This window comes from Pseudomonas lini, from assembly GCF_001042905.1.
GTDB lineage: Bacteria > Pseudomonadota > Gammaproteobacteria > Pseudomonadales > Pseudomonadaceae > Aquipseudomonas > Aquipseudomonas lini.
Genome location: NZ_JYLB01000002.1, coordinates 793,651 through 810,632, shown reverse-complemented (window position 1 = coordinate 810,632; position 16,982 = coordinate 793,651). Strand labels below are relative to the sequence as shown.

Here is a 16,982-nt window from a genome sequence, read left to right as displayed (position 1 = left end):
CTGCCCACCCTGCGGCACGTTCCACTGCGCCAGATCGGAAAAGGTTGGCGGTGAATCTGGCCTTGGGGAAAAGTCAGGTGGCAGCTGAGTGAACGCTCTACCCGCGACATGTGTATCGACTGATCTAAAGCTATCGCGGGCAAGCCACGCTCCCACAGGGGAATGCGCTCACCTGTAGGAGCGAGGCTTGCCCGCGAAGGCGTCCTTCCTGGCGATATATCCCTATTGCCAAACTTTTCGTCTACAAAATCAAAAACATTATTTGCTTTATTTGTATACAAAAGCATAATTCGCTTCGTGCGAGTTCCTGACCATCAGGTCAACAAATTCGCAAATGCCTCAAAGGGTCGCTGCCACCCTCATGGGTCCGGCCCTGGAAATAACAATAAAACTCTTGAGGAGTATTCGCTGTGGAAAGCCGCAAATCCGAAGCCCCGACGCTGGAACTCTCACCGCCATTACGCAATGGCTGGCTGGAGCGCATCTTCAAACTCAGCTTGCACGGCACCACGGTGAAGACCGAGCTGATCGCCGGTCTGACAACCTTCATCACCATGGCCTACATCATCTTCGTCAACCCGAACATCATGGCCGATGCCGGCATCAATCACGGTGCGGCGTTCGTCGCCACCTGCATCGCTGCCGCGCTGGGTTGCCTGCTGATGGGGCTATACGCCAACTGGCCGGTCGGCCTGGCGCCGGGTATGGGCCTGAACGCGTTCTTCACCTACACCGTGGTCGGCACCATGGGCTACAACTGGGAAACCGCCCTCGGTGCGGTGTTCGTTTCCGGTGTGTTGTTCATGTTCCTGACCTTTTCCCGGATTCGCGAATGGCTGCTCAATAGCATTCCAGTGAGTTTGCGCTTTGCCATGGGCGCCGGTGTGGGCCTGTTTCTGGGGCTGATCGGCTTGAAAACCGCGGGCATCGTTGTCGATAGCCCGGCCACCCTGATCAAACTCGGCTCCCTGCGCGAGCCTGGCCCGTTGCTGGCGGCCATCTGCTTCCTGATGATTGCCGTGCTCAGCTACCACAAAGTGTTCGGCGCAATCCTCATCAGCATCATCACCGTGACCCTGGCTGGTTGGGGCTTGGGCCTGGTGCATTACGAAGGAATCATGTCTGCCCCGCCGAGCCTGGCACCGACCTGGATGGCCATGGACGTCGCCGGGGTATTCAATGTCAGCATGATCAGCGTGGTACTGGCCTTCCTCTTTGTGCACATGTTTGACACCGCTGGCACCTTGATGGGCGTTGCCCAGCGCGCCGGCCTGGTGAACGCCGACGGCAAGATCGAAAACCTTTCCCGCGCCCTCAAGGCCGACAGTGCTTCCAGTGTGTTCGGTGCGGTGGTCGGTGTTCCGCCAGTCACCAGCTACGTGGAAAGTGCCGCGGGTGTAGCAGCGGGTGGTCGGACTGGTCTTACCGCAGTGACCGTAGGTGTGCTATTTATTGCCGCAATGTTTTTCGCACCGTTGGCTGGCATGATCCCCGCTTATGCAACCGCTGGTGCGCTGATTTATGTGGCAATGCTGATGATGGGCGGCATGGCGCACATCGAATGGGACGAAGCGACCGACAGCATTCCGGCGATCGTTACCGCGATCATGATGCCGCTGACCTTCTCGGTCGCCGACGGCATTGCGCTGGGCTTTATCACTTACGTGACGCTGAAGGCCGGCACCGGCAAGTACAAGGAAATTTCCGTCAGTCTGTGGGTGCTCTGCGCGATCTTCATCGCCAAGTTCATTTTCTTGTAAGCCGTTTACGATTCAAAAGCAGTGTTTCAAAACAGCCTCACCCCGTCGGGTGAGGCTTTTGTGCAAATGGAGGAAAGTGATGAGTCTGGAAACCTGGCTGCTGTTCAGCGGCGCTGCGCTGGTGGTGATCCTGATCCCGGGGCCACTGTCTTTGCTGATGATCAGCAACAGTCTGAATTACGGTTTGCGCCGTTCTTACCCGGCGTTTCTGGGGGGCGTGATTGCGTCGATCTGCCTGCTCAGTGCTTCGGCTTTGGGTCTGGGCGCCTTGTTGCTGGCGTCGGAACAGCTGTTCAGCGCCCTGAAAATCGTCGGTGCGCTGTACCTGTTCTACCTCGCCTGGCAGAGCTGGCAGCAATCGCGTCAGCCATCCCAAGGCGCCGAAGTGCCCCAAGCTGCGCCGGTGCCGCACTTTCGCGCACTGTTCGGGCGCGCGTTCATGCTCGGCGCGAGTAATCCGAAAGACATTTTGTTCTTTGCCGCTTTCCTGCCGCAGTTTTTGAGCGCCGAACAGCCGTTCCTGCCGCAGTTGCTGGTGATGATTGCCACCTGGACCGTGCTGGATTTGCTGTGCAAATTGGCTTATGGCCTCGGAGCCCATGGTGCTGCGCGGTATTTGCGTAGCGGCAATGGGCAGAGCTGGTTTAACCGGGTGAGTGCGGGGTTGTTTAGTGGTGCGGGTGCTGCGTCGTTGTTGAGCCGTTGAGGTAAAGCAAGATCAAAAGATCGCAGCCTTCGGCAGCTCCTAAAGACGCAAAACCCTGTAGGAGCTGCCGAAGCTGCGATCTTTTGACTTTCTATCAGGCAAAAAAAAGCCCGCAGTGTGAGCGGGCGAAAGACCAAAGAAGCTATATGCGCAGCTTTTTTTGAGAAGAAGGGGCTTGGGGCAAAAGTCCTAGCTTCCTCTGTAGGTCGAATAGCTGTACGGCGAAATCAACAACGGCACGTGGTAGTGATCCTGCTCCGCAGAGATGCCGAAACGCAGCACCACCACATCCAGGAACGCAGGCTCAGGCAGCTGAACCCCACGGGCACGGTAGTAATCACCCGCATGAAACTGAAGCTGATAAACCCCGGACCGATAGTCATCGCCTTGCAGCAGCGGCGAATCGACACGGCCATCGCTGTTGGTGAGCGCAGTGGCGACCAATTCCAGCTGCGAACCTTCAACGCGGTACAACTCGACCTTGATCGAGCCGCCCGGGCAACCGTGTGCAGCGTCCAAAACGTGTGTAGTCAAACGTCCCATTGATTCTGCGCGCCTGCCTGCGTGGAGCAGTCAGACCTCGCGCCTCCCGAAGTCAGTTGAAAAGGAGACCGCACCGTTTCGGAGCACGAAAAGCTGCGGCGAGCGACTGATTAAGACACTTTTCATAAAAATTGTACACAATAAAAACGACATTTTTACCGCTACCGCCGTCATTCAACCTTTGGCAGCGAATCTAACGCCGAACCATACGATCAGCGGACCTTCTATCCATTAGCTGACCAGTCAGGCAGGTTTCTTGCAGTACCCTTCAAAGTGGGCAGTCAGTGAAAAATGCAAAAAATCAGGCTTACAAAGTGAATATAAAGTTGTATACAATCACTCCATCGCTGTGACGCCAGCCTGCCCTCTCATCGCCAGGCCGCCACACACACCCTGACTTTGAATAAGTCGACACGAACAAGAAGGAAGACTGCAGTGAGCGCTGACTATCCACGCGACCTGATCGGTTACGGCAGTAACCCTCCTCACCCACACTGGCCGGGCAATGCCCGCATCGCGCTGTCCTTCGTGCTCAACTACGAGGAAGGTGGCGAGCGCAATATCCTGCACGGCGATAAAGAGTCCGAAGCCTTCCTCTCGGAAATGGTCTCGGCGCAGCCGCTGCAAGGCGAGCGCAACATGAGCATGGAATCCCTTTACGAGTATGGCAGCCGTGCCGGCGTCTGGCGGATTCTGAAACTGTTCAAGGAATTCGACATTCCGCTGACCATCTTCGCCGTGGCCATGGCCGCCCAGCGCCACCCGGACGTGATCCGCGCGATGGTCGAGGCCGGCCATGAAATCTGCAGCCACGGCTACCGTTGGATCGACTACCAGTACATGGACGAAGCGCAGGAACGCGAGCACATGCTCGAAGCGATCCGCATCCTCACCGAAATCACCGGCGAGCGCCCACTGGGCTGGTACACCGGCCGCACCGGTCCGAACACCCGTCGACTGGTGATGGAAGAAGGCGGTTTCCTTTACGACTGCGACACCTACGACGACGACCTGCCCTACTGGGAACCGAACAACCCGACTGGCAAGCCGCATTTGGTGATTCCGTACACGCTGGACACCAACGACATGCGCTTCACCCAGGTCCAGGGCTTCAACAAGGGCGACGATTTCTTTGAATACCTGAAAGACGCGTTCGATGTGCTGTACGCCGAAGGTGCCGAAGCACCGAAGATGTTGTCGATCGGCCTGCACTGCCGGCTGATCGGCCGGCCGGCGCGTCTGGCTTCGCTCAAGCGCTTTATCGAATACGCTAAAAGTCATGAACAGGTGTGGTTCAGCCGTCGCGTCGACATCGCCCGTCACTGGCAAGAAACCCACCCGTACACAGGGGCTGCCAAATGAGCACCTTTCAAACCGTCAAACCTTCGACCCTGAGCCGCGACGCTTTCGTCGCTGCTTTCGCCGACATCTACGAACATTCGCCATGGGTGGCCGAAAAGGCCTTCGACCTGGGCCAGGACGCTTCGATCGACGAGATCGAAACCCTGCACCAGCGCATGAGCGACATTTTGTTGAGCGCTGATCACACAAGCCAACTGGCCCTGATCAACGCTCACCCGGACCTGGCCGGCAAAGCAGCCGTCCAGGGCCAACTGACCGCAGCCAGCACTGAAGAACAGTCTGGCGCGGGTATTCACCAATGCACGGCCGAAGAGTTCCAGCGCTTCACCGAGCTGAACGACGCCTACAAAGCCAAGTTCAAGTTTCCCTTCATCATGGCGGTAAAAGGCAGCAACCGGCATCAGATCCTCGCGGCGTTCGAAACGCGCATTCACAACTCGGTCGACACCGAATTCAAATGCGCGCTGGCGGAGATCAACAAGATCGCGTTGTTCCGATTACTGACCCTATAGCAAGCCTGGCCCGAGTGCTCTTAAACGCGAAAAGTACCCAGGGCCTCGCAAGCATCCCAAGCCAACTTATTAAAGGCAGACAAGAAGAATGAAAGCTTACGCCGTACCTTTCGAGAAGTTCGTCAACCTGGCCGACGCCCGCCTGGGCACCAAAATCATCTCGGTCACCGATGACTGGTTCGCAGACGCCAACCGTCTGTTCCAACCGACCCCGGCCGTGTGGAAGGAGGGCGTGTTCGATGACAACGGCAAGTGGATGGACGGCTGGGAGTCGCGCCGCAAGCGCTTCGAAGGCTACGACAGCGCCGTGATCCGCCTGGGCGTACCGGGCTCGATCAAAGGCGTGGACATCGACACTTCATTCTTCACCGGCAACTTCCCGCCGTCGGCGTCCCTGGAAGCCTGCTTCCTGGCCTCGGGCGAGCCCGACGAAAACACCCAGTGGACTGAAGTGCTGTCGGCCGTCGAGCTGCAAGGCAACAGCCACCACTACCACGAAATCAACAACGACCAGGCCTTCAGCCATCTGCGCTTCAACATCTACCCGGATGGCGGCGTGGCCCGTCTGCGTGTGTACGGCATTCCGTTCCGCGACTGGTCGGCCGTCGGCGACAACGAACAAGTCGATCTGGCTGCGGCTCTGAACGGTGGTCGTGCGCTGGCCTGCTCCGACGAACACTTCGGCCGCATGAGCAACATCCTCAACCCGGGCCGTGGCATCAACATGGGCGACGGCTGGGAAACCGCACGTCGTCGTACGCCGGGCAATGACTGGGTGATCGTCGCGCTGGGTCATGCGGGCGAGATCGAGAAAGTCATCGTCGACACGCTGCACTTCAAAGGCAACTACCCGGACACCTGTTCGATCCAGGGTGCATTCGTGAAGGGCGGCACCGACAGCCAGATCGAAACCCAATCGCTGTTCTGGCGCGAATTGCTGCCAAGCCAGAAGCTGGAAATGCACGCTGAACATACCTTTGCCGAGCAGATCAAGGCACTGGGCCCGATCACCCACATCCGCCTGAACGTGTTCCCGGATGGGGGCGTGAGCCGCCTGCGGGTCCTCGGCAAGGTAGCGAAGTAAGCGGTGAGGCCATTCGCGAGCAAGCCCGCTCCCACAGGGGAATGCATTTCAAATGTGGGAGCGGGCTTGCTCGCGAAAGCGCCAGATCAAACAACACAGAACTCAACGAAAAGAAGACCAGCATGCGCACATTGACGATTGAACCGCTGACCAAAGAAGCCTTCGCCCCTTTCGGTGACGTGATTGAAACCGACGGCAGCGATCACTTCATGATCAACAACGGTTCGACCATGCGCTTTCACAAACTGGCGACGGTGGAAACCGCCACGCCAGAGGACAACGCGATCATCAGCATCTTCCGCGCCGACGCGCAGGACATGCCGCTGACCGTCTGCATGCTGGAGCGTCACCCGCTGGGCAGCCAGGCTTTCATTCCGCTGCTCGGCAACCCCTTTCTGATCGTGGTCGCGCCACTTGGCGATGAACCTGTATCAGGCTTGGTCCGCGCCTTCGTCACCAACGGCAGGCAGGGCATTAATTACCATCGCGGCGTTTGGCACCACCCGGTGCTGACGATCGAAAAGCGGGATGACTTCCTGGTGGTTGATCGCAGTGGCACAGGCAATAACTGCGATGAGCATTTTTTCAAAGAGGATGAGCGTTTGATCCTCGCCCCCCACCAATAAGAGAAGGTCTGATCACTCGACAACAGAGTGACAGGCGAGAGGTAAAGACTGTGGAAGCACATCTGTTGGAATGGCTGAACCTGAGCGTGCGCTGGGTTCACATGATTACTGGCGTGGCCTGGATCGGCGCATCGTTCTATTTCGTCTGGCTGGAGAACAACCTCAATCGGGTCAACCCGAAAAGTGGCTTGGCTGGCGATTTGTGGGCGATCCACGGCGGCGGTATCTATCACCTGGAAAAATACAAACTGGCTCCACCGACCATGCCGGACAACCTGCACTGGTTCAAATGGGAAGCCTACTTCACCTGGCTGTCGGGGGTCGCGCTGCTCTGCGTGGTGTTCTACTCCAACCCGACGCTGTACCTGCTCGCACCGGGCAGCAGCCTGACCGGCCCTGAAGGGGTCGCACTGGGCATTGCCTCGTTGTTCGTCGGCTGGTTCGTCTACTCCTTCCTCTGCGACTCGGCCCTGGGCAAACGCCCTGCCCTGCTAGGCTTCATCCTGTTCGTGCTGATCATTGGCGCCGCTTACGGCTTCAGCAAAGTGTTCAGCGGTCGTGGTGCGTACCTGCACGTCGGCGCGATCATCGGCACCATCATGGTCGGCAACGTGTTCCGCATCATCATGCCGGCGCAACGCGCACTGGTTGCCGCGATTGCCGAAAACCGCACGCCGGATCCGGCGCTGCCGGCCAAAGGCTTGCTGCGTTCGCGGCACAACAACTACTTCACCTTGCCGGTGCTGTTCATCATGATCAGCAACCACTTCCCGAGCACTTACGGCAGTCAATACAACTGGCTGATCCTGGCCGGGATCGCGGTGCTGGCGGTGTTGGTGCGTCACTACTTCAACACCCGTCACGACAGCCACAAGTTTGCCTGGACCCTGCCCGCCGCGGCGGTCGGCATGATCTGCCTGGCCTACGTGACCGGGCCGGCGCCGATGTCCAGGGCACCTGAAGTGGCCAAGGCGCCTGGGACCATCGAGTACCAGCCGCTGCCGGAAACCGCCCTTGGCGGTGGTAAGAAACCGGCTGAAGCCGCACCGGCGGCAGCCCCTGAAACGGCACCCGCTCAAGCGTCAAATGCCGGCCCGGACTTTGACAAGGTGCACAACGTGATCCAGGAGCGTTGCACGGTCTGCCATTCGGCCAAACCCACCAGCCCGCTGTTCAGCGCGGCACCGGCCGGCGTGATGTTCGATACCCCCGAGCAGATCAAGCTCCAGGCCCCGCGCATCCAGGCCCAGGCTGTTGCCAGCCAGATCATGCCACTGGGCAACATCACCCAGATGACCCAGCAGGAGCGTGACCTGATCGGTGCGTGGATTGTTCAGGGAGCCCAAACCCAATAAGCAACACAAAAGCCCGTGACAAACGGGCTTTTGTGGCGAGGGGGCTTGCCCCCGTTGGGTCGCGAAGCGGCCCCCGCATTCCTTCAGTCAAACTCTGGTAACCGATTTTACGACTGCTTCGCAGCCGAACGGGGGCAAGCCCCCTCGCCACATTGCGCCTCAAACAATAAAAAAAAGAGGGAGCAACAGATGATTCGTACCCAGACAAGACTGTGGTTCAGCGACGCCAGGCTGACCACCGACAACCGTGCCCCAAACCTGTCCCCGACGCTCTGTTGCGGGGCACTTGAGCCATGGCGCGGGAGTGAGTATTCTCCGCGCCCGCCCGAGTCCGGTCTAAAAAAAAGCGCGAATTTAATTCCTGACCAGAAAGCCAACTTACCCCGGCTCTGGACCGTACCAAGGCATCCCCAAATGACGCTCAATCGACTGTTTTCGAACAGCCGAACGGGCGTTTTTTTGCTTTTCGAAAGCCTTGGCTCAGCTCTTGCTAACAGCACTAAAGCTGACCGACTGGATGATTTTTTACAGCAGCAAGAAAAGGCGCCACACCAGAGCGCCGACCTTAGAAAAATAACGTGGAACCACCTACTTTTTGGGAGCAACCGAATGAAACGTACGTGCACCAGCCTGATGCTCGCGGGATCCTTGTTGGCCGGGGGCCAGGCAATGGCCGGCGACTTGCTGCAATGGCAGAACAACAGCCTGACCTACCTCTATGGCAAGGACTTCCAGGTCAACCCGCGCATTCAGCAAACCGTCACCTTCGAGCACGCCGATGCCTGGAAATACGGGGATAACTTCTTCTTCGTCGACAAGATCTTCTACAACGGCGAGAAGGACTTCAACGCCGGCCCGAACACCTACTATGGTGAGTTCCAGCCGCGTATTTCCTTGGGCAAAGTGCTCGACCAGAAGATCGAATTCGGCCCGATCAAAGACGTGCTGCTGGCCATGACGTACGAGTTCGGTGAGGGCGATACCGAGTCCTACCTGATCGGTCCGGGTTTCGACCTGGCGATTCCCGGGTTCGACTACTTCCAGTTGAACTTCTACCAGCGTCACACCGAGGGCAGCCGCCCGGGTGACAACGTCTGGCAGATCACCCCGGTCTGGTCCTACACCATTCCCGTGGGCGATTCGAACATCCTGATCGATGGTTTCATGGACTGGGTGGTCGATAACGACAAGAACAGCAAAGGCACCTACCACGCCAATCTGCACTTCAACCCACAGGTCAAATACGACTTGGGTAAAGCCCTGAACATCGGCGAGAAGCAGTTGTACGTCGGCGTCGAGTACGACTACTGGTCAGACAAGTACGGGATCAAGGACAGCCAGGCCTTCAAGACCGATCAAAGCAACACGAGCTTCCTGGTGAAGTTCCACTTCTAATCGTAAAAGCTTCGCGGGCAAGCCACGCTCCCACAGGTTTTGTGTTGTTCACATCATTGGCGAACGACACAAAACCTGTGGGAGCGTGGCTTGCCCGCGATGGCCGCACCGCAAATTTCAAGCCGGAACCGCAGGCTCCACCAACCCCAGAAACCGGCACAGCTCATCGCGCTTGGCCAACGCATCGCGCCGCCCCAGATCGATCAATTCGCCGCAATACCCCGCCTCGAACAGCAGATAACTCAACACCCCCGCCCCACTGGTCTTGGTCGCCCCCGGTCCGCGCAAAAACAGGCGCAAGGCCGCCGGCAATTCCTGCCGGTGCCGCGCTGCAATTTCATCAATCGGCTGACTCGGCGAAATCACCAGCACCTCCACCGGCGCTGCTCCCAATGCACGACTCGGTGTGCCGTCGGGCAGCAGATGGCTGAACTGATTCAGACGCTGCAGCAACTCGATGTCGCTTTCCAGGCTATCAATGAACGTACTGTTGAGCATGTGCCCGCCGATTTGCGCCAAGGTCGGCTGCTGACCGGTGTAGGCGCGTTGCAGTGGCTGTTGCGGATCGACCCCGCGCGGGTTGCCGCTGACGCCCACCACCAGCACGCGACTGGCGCCCAGGTGCAGGGCCGGGCTGATCGGTGCCGATTGGCGTACCGCGCCGTCGCCGAAATATTCTTCGCCGATTTTCACTGGCGCAAACAGCAACGGAATCGCCGAACTGGCCAGCAAGTGTTCGACGCTCAATTGGGTCGGCACGCCGATTCGCCGATGGCGCAACCAGGACTCGATGGTGCCGCCGCCCTGATAGAACGTGACGGCCTGACCGGACTCATAGCCAAACGCCGTGACCGCCACCGCCTTCAATTGCTGTTGCGCGATGGCCTCGGCAATCCCGGGCATGTGCAGTTTGTCGTGGAGTAAACCGCGCAGCGGCGAGCTGTTGAGCAGGGCCACTGGCACCTGAGCGCCAATCCCCAGCAAACTGTGACTGACAAACCGGGTGGCTTGATGGATCACCCCCGGCCAGTCGCTGCGCAATACCAGATGGCTGCGAAAACCTTGCCAGAAAGCGGTCAGGCGCTGAATCGCGTCGCGAAAGTCCATTGCCCCACTGGCAAGACTGACCGCGTTGATCGCGCCGGCCGAGGTGCCGACAATCACCGGAAACGGATTCGCCGCCCCCACCGGCAGCAGCTCGGCAATCGCCGCCAGCACGCCCACCTGATAAGCCGCTCGAGCCCCGCCGCCGGAAAGTATCAACCCTGTAACCGGTTCAGCAGAACTCATCGCAACACTCCATGGTGCTTAAAGGGATCGGTGACTCAACCGCGTTTGGCGTACAGCTTCGGTTCGCCCGGTGGACGACTCTTGAAGCGGCGATGTGCCCAGAGGTATTGCTCCGGACATTCACGCAACGCGCTTTCGACCCACTGGTTGATCCGAATACAGTCAGCCTCTTCCGTCTCGCCGGGAAAGCCCTCGAGCGGCGCATGAATCACCAACCGATAACCACTGCCGTCAGCCAGGCGTTGCTGAGTGAACGGCACCACCAGCGCCTTGCCCAGCCGCGCGAACTTGCTGGTGGCAGTGACGGTCGCCGCCTGAATCCCGAACAATGGCACGAAGATACTTTGCTTGGCGCCATAGTCCTGATCCGGTGCGTACCAGATCGCCCGGCCTGCCCGCAGCAGTTTGAGCATGCCACGCACGTCGTCGCGCTCCACCGCCAGCGAGTCGAGGTTGTGCCGCTCGCGGCCACGACGCTGGATGTAGTCGAACAGCGGATTCTTGTGTTCGCGGTACATCCCATCGATGGTGTGCTGCTGACCGAGCAGCGCCGCGCCGATCTCAAGCGTAGTGAAATGCACGGCCATCAGAATCACGCCCTTGCCGTCGCGTTGGGCCTGCTTCAAATGCTCCAGGCCTTCGACATGGGCCAGTTTCGCCAGACGCTTGCGCGACCACCACCAGCTCATGGCCATCTCGAAGAAGGCGATGCCGGTGGAGGCGAAGTTTTCCTTGAGCAGGCGCTTGCGTTCGGCAGCGGACTTTTCAGGGAAACACAGCTCAAGATTGCGCTTGGCAATGCGCCGTCGGTCGCCGGCCACCCGATACATTAATGCGCCCAAGACGCGACCGACCGACAGCAATGCCGGATATGGCAACTGCACAATCAGCCACAACAGCCCCAAGCCACACCACAGCGGCCAGAAACGTGGAGAAAGAAATGCTGTTCGAAAACGCGGGCGATCCATTAAAGGTTCCGTCAAGACAGTGGCCGCGCATTCTACATCGTTCGACCCGGCTTGCGGCCCGCGGGCGTTATCGTTATAAGTCTCGGCACTTTTAGTGACAAGTCGTTGTATGCCGACCATGAGCCAAACCGAACCGCTAGACCAAGATCCCGTGTTCCAGTTGAAGGGCAGCATGCTCGCCATTACGGTGCTGGAACTGGCCCGTAACGACCTTGAGAATCTTGATCGACAACTGGCCGCCAAAGTCGCCCAGGCGCCCAACTTCTTCAGCAACGCGCCGTTGGTACTGGCCCTGGACAAACTTCCGGCCAGCGAAGGCTCGGTCGATCTGCCTGGGTTGATGCGCATCTGCCGCCAGCATGGCCTGCGCACCCTGGCGATCCGTGCCAGCCGCATTGAAGACATTGCCGCCGCCATCGCGGTCGATCTGCCGGTGCTGCCGCCGTCCGGCGCCCGTGAGCGACCGCTCGACCCGCACGAAGGCACTGTTGCAAAAAAACCGGAAAAACCACCGGAACCGACCATCAAACCGACCAAAATCATCACTTCGCCAGTACGCGGTGGCCAGCAGATTTATGCCCAGGGTTGCGACTTGGTGGTGATTTCGTCGGTAAGCCCGGGGGCGGAACTTCTCGCCGATGGGAACATCCATGTATACGGCGCGATGCGCGGTCGTGTCTTGGCCGGCGTCAAAGGTGACACGAAAGCCAGGATTTTCTGTCAGCAAATGACCGCTGAACTGGTCTCCATCGCCGGCCACTACAAGGTTTCCGAGGATTTGCGTCGTGATCCATTGTGGGGCGCGGGCGTACAAGTCAGCCTGTCGGGCGACGTGTTGAACATCATTCGGCTTTAACGGATACTGCCGCATTTTCCAAGCATCTCTAAAACGTAGCGAAAACGGCTCAAACGAAGTAGGAAAAAGGCTAAAAGCAGTGTTTACCGGGGGTAAGCGCCGCTCAGAACCGGATTCCAGCCAAGGCTGTCCGACTGCAGTAGTTTTTCAAGAGATGTTTTTCAGGGGCTAAACGTCCTTTTTCCTTAGGGGTAAAACACCTTGGCCAAGATTCTCGTGGTTACATCCGGCAAGGGTGGTGTGGGTAAGACCACCACCAGCGCCGCTATCGGTACCGGCCTCGCTCTGCGTGGTCACAAAACAGTTATCGTCGACTTCGACGTCGGCTTGCGTAACCTCGACCTGATCATGGGTTGCGAGCGCCGCGTGGTGTATGACTTCGTCAACGTGGTAAACGGCGAAGCCAACCTGCAACAGGCGCTGATCAAAGACAAGCGTCTGGAAAACCTCTACGTACTGGCCGCCAGTCAGACCCGCGACAAAGACGCGCTGACTGTCGAAGGCGTCGAAAAGGTCCTGATGCAGCTCAAGGAAGACTTCGAATTCGTGGTCTGCGACTCCCCGGCGGGTATCGAGAAAGGCGCCCACCTGGCCATGTACTTCGCTGACGAAGCGATTGTAGTGACCAACCCGGAAGTCTCCTCCGTACGTGACTCGGACCGCATGCTGGGCCTGCTGGCCAGCAAATCCCGTCGCGCCGAAAACGGCGAAGACCCGATCAAGGAACACTTGCTGCTGACTCGCTACAACCCAACACGCGTGAGCAACGGCGAAATGCTCGGCGTCGAAGACGTCAAGGACATCCTCGCAGTAACCCTGCTAGGCGTGATTCCAGAATCGCAAGCCGTCCTCAAAGCCTCCAACCAGGGCGTGCCGGTAATTCTCGACGACCAAAGCGACGCCGGTCAGGCGTACAGCGATGCGGTTGATCGTCTGCTGGGTAAAACCGTGGACCATCGTTTCCTCGATGTCGAGAAGAAGGGATTCTTCGAGCGACTTTTTGGAGGTAGGTAATGAACCTTTTTGACTTCTTTCGTGCCAACAAAAAGCCTAATACCGCCTCGGTAGCGAAAGAGCGTCTACAGATCATCGTGGCGCATGAACGCGGCCAGCGCAGTACGCCGGATTACCTGCCAGCCTTGCAGAAGGAACTGGTGGAAGTGATCCGCAAGTACGTCAATATCGGGTCCGATGACGTGCACGTCGCTCTGGAAAACCAGGGCAGCTGCTCGATCCTGGAACTCAATATCACCCTGCCAGATCGCTGAGTCGATCCGGCGGGAGCCACGGCGGCTCAGGCCCTCCAGGCTTTTGTAGGAGCTGCCGCAGGCTGCGATCTTTTGATCTTGTTTAAAAGCAAAATCAAAAGATCGCAGCCTGCGGCAGCTCCTACAGGGGCCGATGAAGGGCCTGAGCCGCCGTTGGCGTTTGTTACGAGGCTGTTTTAATGCCGTTGTCCAACATCCGCATCATCCATCAGGACGCCGCCGTACTCGTGGTGGACAAGCCGACCCTGTTGCTCTCCGTCCCTGGCCGGGCTGATGACAACAAGGACTGCCTGATTACGCGCCTGCAAGAAAACGGCTACCCGGAAGCACGAATTGTTCATCGGCTGGACTGGGAAACTTCCGGCATCATTCTGTTGGCCCGTGACCCGGACACTCATCGCGAGCTGTCTCGGCAATTTCACGACCGCGAAACCGAAAAGGCCTACACCGCCCTGTGCTGGGGACAACCGGAACTGGACAGCGGCAGCATCGATCTGCCCCTGCGCTACGACCCGCCGACCAAGCCACGCCACGTGGTGGACCACGAGTTCGGCAAGCATGCCTTGACCTTCTGGCGTGTGCTGGAGCGTTGTGGCGACTGGTGCCGCGTCGAGCTGACGCCGATCACCGGCCGCTCTCACCAGTTGCGCGTGCACATGCTGTCGATAGGTCACCCGCTGTTGGGTGACGGGCTTTACGCCCATGAGCAAGCACTCGCTGCCTGGCCACGTCTGTGCCTGCACGCGAGCATGCTGAGTTTTACTCACCCGCAAAGCGGCGAACGCTTGCGATTCGAGTGCCCTGCGCCCTTCTGAGTAACACGCCGGACAAACATAACGCCCTTCCGTCGAAGGGCGTTTTTATTTGCTATTTGCTAACACAAAACGCCGTTAAGATAACGTGAAGAAATTGTTATGGTTTTGTAAAAAATCGTGAAATGACAGCACTTAGATATCAGGCAGGACGCCCTTGTGTTCAGCAGTAAGACACTTCAACGCGACTACCCCTTCACTTTCAGCCTGTTCAACACCACGCTGCACTTGAGCGAGCCGCCTTGCGTCGAAACACAACGTGCGCTTGAACAGCTGATTAACAAACGCCGCGCTCGCAAACTCTCACGGGCAAGCGCACCACTGGTATCCGGCGATACACCGCTGTTTGCCAAGGTCCAGCCGCTGGACTCCTTCAAGGCCAAAGTCCGGGTAACCCTGGGCAAGCCGCAGCGCAATGGCCGATTCGACTGGCCACTGGAAGAGCTGATCAATACCCATGAAGCCCAACGCCGCGGGGTGCAAATGCCCCCGCTGCAAGGCTTCGGTTATACCCGTGATCGAATGGGCCTGACCCTGGAGTATTTCTTACTCACGCGCCTGCTCGACGACCATGTCAACGGCGTGCAGTGGCTCAGCCAACACCCGGAACACGTCGAAGCCTTCATTCTCGATGCGTTCGAATTGCTGCATTCCTTGGCCCTGAAGAACATCACGCACATGGACTTCTGGGCCGGCAACATCATGATTCCCGAAACACGCAAACCTCTCAAAGCCATCGATTTTGAAAACTGCTTTTCCGGCATGACTGCTCATTCCAGCGAAACCCTGGGTTTCCAGTTGGGATTCTTTTATCGCCGGGATATCTACAAGTTCATCACCGAAGCCGACTATGACCGCCTGGTGGATGAATACGTCAGACAGCAACCCGACTTCTCGCGGGAAAAATTCAACCCGGTATACCTCGCGAGCAAACATGAACACGTTGGCCGCAAACAGCGTCGCGAAGTGTTCCTCTGCGGCGAACTGATCACCGGCTGACTTTCCAGTAGTCGTTACACACCGGATGGCATTGTGTCTGCAATGCCGTGGGCCAATACGCTAAACTGGCGCCACTGCTGTCTGGAGCTTCTTATGCGCGAAGAGTTGAACCAAGGCCTGATCGACTTCCTCAAGGCCTCCCCTACCCCTTTCCATGCCACCGCCAGCCTTGTTCAGCGTCTGGAAGCGGCCGGCTTTATGCGCCTCGATGAGCGCGAGCCATGGACCACCGAAGCCAATGGTCGTTACTACGTCACCCGTAACGACTCTTCGATCGTCGCGTTCAAAATGGGCCGTCATTCGCCCCTGCACGGTGGCATCCGCCTGGTCGGTGCGCACACCGATAGCCCGTGCCTGCGGGTCAAACCCCAACCGGAACTGCAACGCCAGGGCTTCTGGCAACTGGGCGTCGAAGTGTATGGCGGTGCGCTGCTGGCGCCGTGGTTCGACCGCGATCTGTCTCTGGCCGGCCGCGTGACGTTCCGCCGTGATGGCAAGGTCGAGAGCCAGTTGATCGACTTCAAGGCACCGATTGCGATCATTCCGAACCTGGCCATTCACCTCAACCGCGAAGCCAACATGGGCTGGGCGATCAATGCCCAGACCGAACTGCCGCCGATCCTCGCGCAATTCGCCGGTGACGAACGCGTGGACTTCCGCGCCGTGCTCACCGATCAACTCGCCCGCGAACATGGCCTGAACGCCGACGTGGTGCTCGATTACGAGTTGAGCTTCTACGACACCCAAAGCGCTGCGGTCATTGGCCTGCATGGTGATTTCATTGCGGGTGCGCGCCTCGATAACTTGCTGTCGTGCTACGCCGGCCTGCAAGCTTTGCTGACGACCGAAACCGACGAAACCTGCGTGCTGGTCTGCAACGATCATGAAGAAGTCGGCTCCTGCTCGGCCTGTGGCGCCGACGGTCCAATGCTTGAGCAAACCCTGCGCCGTCTGTTGCCCGAAGGGGATGAATTCGTACGGACCATTCAGAAATCCCTGCTGGTCTCGGCCGATAACGCCCACGGCGTGCACCCGAACTATGCGGACAAGCACGACGCCAACCACGGCCCGAAACTCAACGCCGGCCCGGTGATCAAGGTCAACAGCAACCAGCGCTACGCCACCAACAGCGAAACCGCCGGCTTCTTCCGCCATTTGTGCATGGCCGAAGAAGTACCGGTGCAGAGCTTCGTGGTGCGCAGCGACATGGGCTGCGGTTCGACCATCGGCCCGATCACCGCCAGCCACCTGGGCGTGCGCACCGTGGACATCGGTTTGCCGACGTTCGCGATGCACTCGATCCGCGAGCTGTGCGGCAGCCATGACCTGGCGCACCTGGTCAAAGTGCTGAGCGCGTTCTACGCCTGCCGCGAATTGCCGTAGCCCTCAAAGATCAACTCCTACAGGGTGAACGCGATCCCCTGTAGGAGCTGCCGCAGGCTGCGA

The 16,982-nt window shown here is 58.6% G+C and carries 17 protein-coding genes; 14 read left to right on the top strand and 3 right to left on the bottom strand.

Annotated features, from left to right (window positions below; genetic code table 11):
- Nucleotides 1-410: 410 nt before the first annotated feature.
- The gene (locus TU81_RS08195; RefSeq protein ID WP_038979770.1) at nt 411-1,760 is read left to right on the top strand and encodes an NCS2 family permease; all 1,350 of its coding nucleotides are present in this window, start codon (nt 411-413) and stop codon (nt 1,758-1,760) included.
- 79 nt (nt 1,761-1,839) lie between these two features.
- Nucleotides 1,840-2,466: a LysE family translocator gene (locus TU81_RS08190; RefSeq protein WP_038979769.1), complete on the top strand. Its 627-nt coding sequence runs from the start codon at nt 1,840-1,842 to the stop codon at nt 2,464-2,466.
- 189 nt (nt 2,467-2,655) lie between these two features.
- On the opposite strand, the gene uraH is transcribed toward TU81_RS08190, so the two are convergent.
- Nucleotides 2,656-3,009, bottom strand: coding sequence for a hydroxyisourate hydrolase (uraH, locus tag TU81_RS08185; RefSeq protein WP_038979768.1), 354 nt, complete (start codon nt 3,007-3,009; stop codon nt 2,656-2,658).
- A gap of 435 nt (nt 3,010-3,444) precedes the next feature.
- On the opposite strand from uraH, the gene puuE reads away from it, so the two are divergent.
- From puuE to TU81_RS08155, 6 genes are all read left to right on the top strand, one after another.
- A complete protein-coding gene (gene puuE / locus TU81_RS08180; protein WP_038979767.1) occupies nt 3,445-4,371 on the top strand; it encodes an allantoinase PuuE in 927 nt (308 codons plus the stop codon).
- Entirely contained in the window at nt 4,368-4,883 is a 516-nt protein-coding gene (gene uraD / locus TU81_RS08175) for a 2-oxo-4-hydroxy-4-carboxy-5-ureidoimidazoline decarboxylase (protein ID WP_048394404.1), read from the top strand. Before puuE ends, uraD begins: the two co-directional genes overlap by 4 nt.
- Before the next feature lie 88 nt (nt 4,884-4,971).
- Nucleotides 4,972-5,967 (top strand): allantoicase, encoded by a 996-nt coding sequence (alc, locus tag TU81_RS08170; protein WP_030131652.1) that lies wholly within the window; start codon nt 4,972-4,974, stop codon nt 5,965-5,967.
- Between the two features lie 122 nt (nt 5,968-6,089).
- The gene (locus TU81_RS08165; protein WP_008005655.1) at nt 6,090-6,593 is read left to right on the top strand and encodes an ureidoglycolate lyase; all 504 of its coding nucleotides are present in this window, start codon (nt 6,090-6,092) and stop codon (nt 6,591-6,593) included.
- Between the two features lie 50 nt (nt 6,594-6,643).
- Entirely contained in the window at nt 6,644-7,948 is a 1,305-nt protein-coding gene (locus tag TU81_RS08160) for a urate hydroxylase PuuD (protein WP_038979765.1), read from the top strand.
- Nucleotides 7,949-8,557: 609 nt separating this feature from the next.
- Nucleotides 8,558-9,343, top strand: coding sequence for an outer membrane protein OmpK (locus TU81_RS08155; RefSeq protein WP_038979764.1), 786 nt, complete (start codon nt 8,558-8,560; stop codon nt 9,341-9,343).
- Between the two features lie 117 nt (nt 9,344-9,460).
- Here the strand turns inward: TU81_RS08155 and TU81_RS08150 are convergent, their stop codons facing one another.
- Nucleotides 9,461-10,633, bottom strand: a complete 1,173-nt coding sequence (locus TU81_RS08150) for a patatin-like phospholipase family protein (protein ID WP_048394402.1) — start codon at nt 10,631-10,633, stop codon at nt 9,461-9,463.
- 35 nt (nt 10,634-10,668) lie between these two features.
- A complete protein-coding gene (locus TU81_RS08145) occupies nt 10,669-11,601 on the bottom strand; it encodes a lipid A biosynthesis lauroyl acyltransferase (protein ID WP_038979762.1) in 933 nt (310 codons plus the stop codon).
- Between the two features lie 118 nt (nt 11,602-11,719).
- Here TU81_RS08145 and minC point away from each other — a divergent pair, with 118 nt between their 5' ends.
- The 6 genes from minC (at nt 11,720) to TU81_RS08115 (ending at nt 16,919) form a co-directional block, all read left to right on the top strand.
- Nucleotides 11,720-12,457, top strand: coding sequence for a septum site-determining protein MinC (minC, locus tag TU81_RS08140; protein ID WP_038980241.1), 738 nt, complete (start codon nt 11,720-11,722; stop codon nt 12,455-12,457).
- 201 nt (nt 12,458-12,658) lie between these two features.
- Nucleotides 12,659-13,471, top strand: coding sequence for a septum site-determining protein MinD (gene minD, locus TU81_RS08135; protein ID WP_038979761.1), 813 nt, complete (start codon nt 12,659-12,661; stop codon nt 13,469-13,471).
- Nucleotides 13,471-13,725, top strand: a complete 255-nt coding sequence (gene minE / locus TU81_RS08130; protein WP_048394400.1) for a cell division topological specificity factor MinE — start codon at nt 13,471-13,473, stop codon at nt 13,723-13,725. The genes minD and minE overlap by 1 nt, the downstream gene beginning before the upstream one ends.
- A 179-nt stretch (nt 13,726-13,904) precedes the next feature.
- A complete protein-coding gene (locus tag TU81_RS08125; protein ID WP_028941050.1) occupies nt 13,905-14,540 on the top strand; it encodes an RluA family pseudouridine synthase in 636 nt (211 codons plus the stop codon).
- A gap of 156 nt (nt 14,541-14,696) precedes the next feature.
- Nucleotides 14,697-15,536, top strand: a complete 840-nt coding sequence (locus tag TU81_RS08120; RefSeq protein WP_048394395.1) for a protein kinase family protein — start codon at nt 14,697-14,699, stop codon at nt 15,534-15,536.
- Between the two features lie 93 nt (nt 15,537-15,629).
- Nucleotides 15,630-16,919, top strand: a complete 1,290-nt coding sequence (locus TU81_RS08115) for a M18 family aminopeptidase (protein WP_007898846.1) — start codon at nt 15,630-15,632, stop codon at nt 16,917-16,919.
- The last annotated feature ends 63 nt before the right edge of the window (nt 16,920-16,982 follow it).

What these genes read in the sequence shown, in the direction of transcription:
- TU81_RS08190 (WP_038979769.1), top strand. Translation starts at nt 1,840, where the DNA reads ATGAGTCTGGAAACCTGGCTGCTGTTCAGCGGCGCTGCGCTGGTGGTG.
- uraH (WP_038979768.1), bottom strand. Translation starts at nt 3,009, where the DNA reads ATGGGACGTTTGACTACACACGTTTTGGACGCTGCACACGGTTGCCCG.
- uraD (WP_048394404.1), top strand. Translation starts at nt 4,368, where the DNA reads ATGAGCACCTTTCAAACCGTCAAACCTTCGACCCTGAGCCGCGACGCT.
- alc (WP_030131652.1), top strand. Translation starts at nt 4,972, where the DNA reads ATGAAAGCTTACGCCGTACCTTTCGAGAAGTTCGTCAACCTGGCCGAC.
- TU81_RS08165 (WP_008005655.1), top strand. Translation starts at nt 6,090, where the DNA reads ATGCGCACATTGACGATTGAACCGCTGACCAAAGAAGCCTTCGCCCCT.
- TU81_RS08155 (WP_038979764.1), top strand. Translation starts at nt 8,558, where the DNA reads ATGAAACGTACGTGCACCAGCCTGATGCTCGCGGGATCCTTGTTGGCC.
- TU81_RS08150 (WP_048394402.1), bottom strand. Translation starts at nt 10,633, where the DNA reads ATGAGTTCTGCTGAACCGGTTACAGGGTTGATACTTTCCGGCGGCGGG.
- TU81_RS08145 (WP_038979762.1), bottom strand. Translation starts at nt 11,601, where the DNA reads ATGGATCGCCCGCGTTTTCGAACAGCATTTCTTTCTCCACGTTTCTGG.
- minC (WP_038980241.1), top strand. Translation starts at nt 11,720, where the DNA reads ATGAGCCAAACCGAACCGCTAGACCAAGATCCCGTGTTCCAGTTGAAG.
- minE (WP_048394400.1), top strand. Translation starts at nt 13,471, where the DNA reads ATGAACCTTTTTGACTTCTTTCGTGCCAACAAAAAGCCTAATACCGCC.
- TU81_RS08125 (WP_028941050.1), top strand. Translation starts at nt 13,905, where the DNA reads ATGCCGTTGTCCAACATCCGCATCATCCATCAGGACGCCGCCGTACTC.
- TU81_RS08115 (WP_007898846.1), top strand. Translation starts at nt 15,630, where the DNA reads ATGCGCGAAGAGTTGAACCAAGGCCTGATCGACTTCCTCAAGGCCTCC.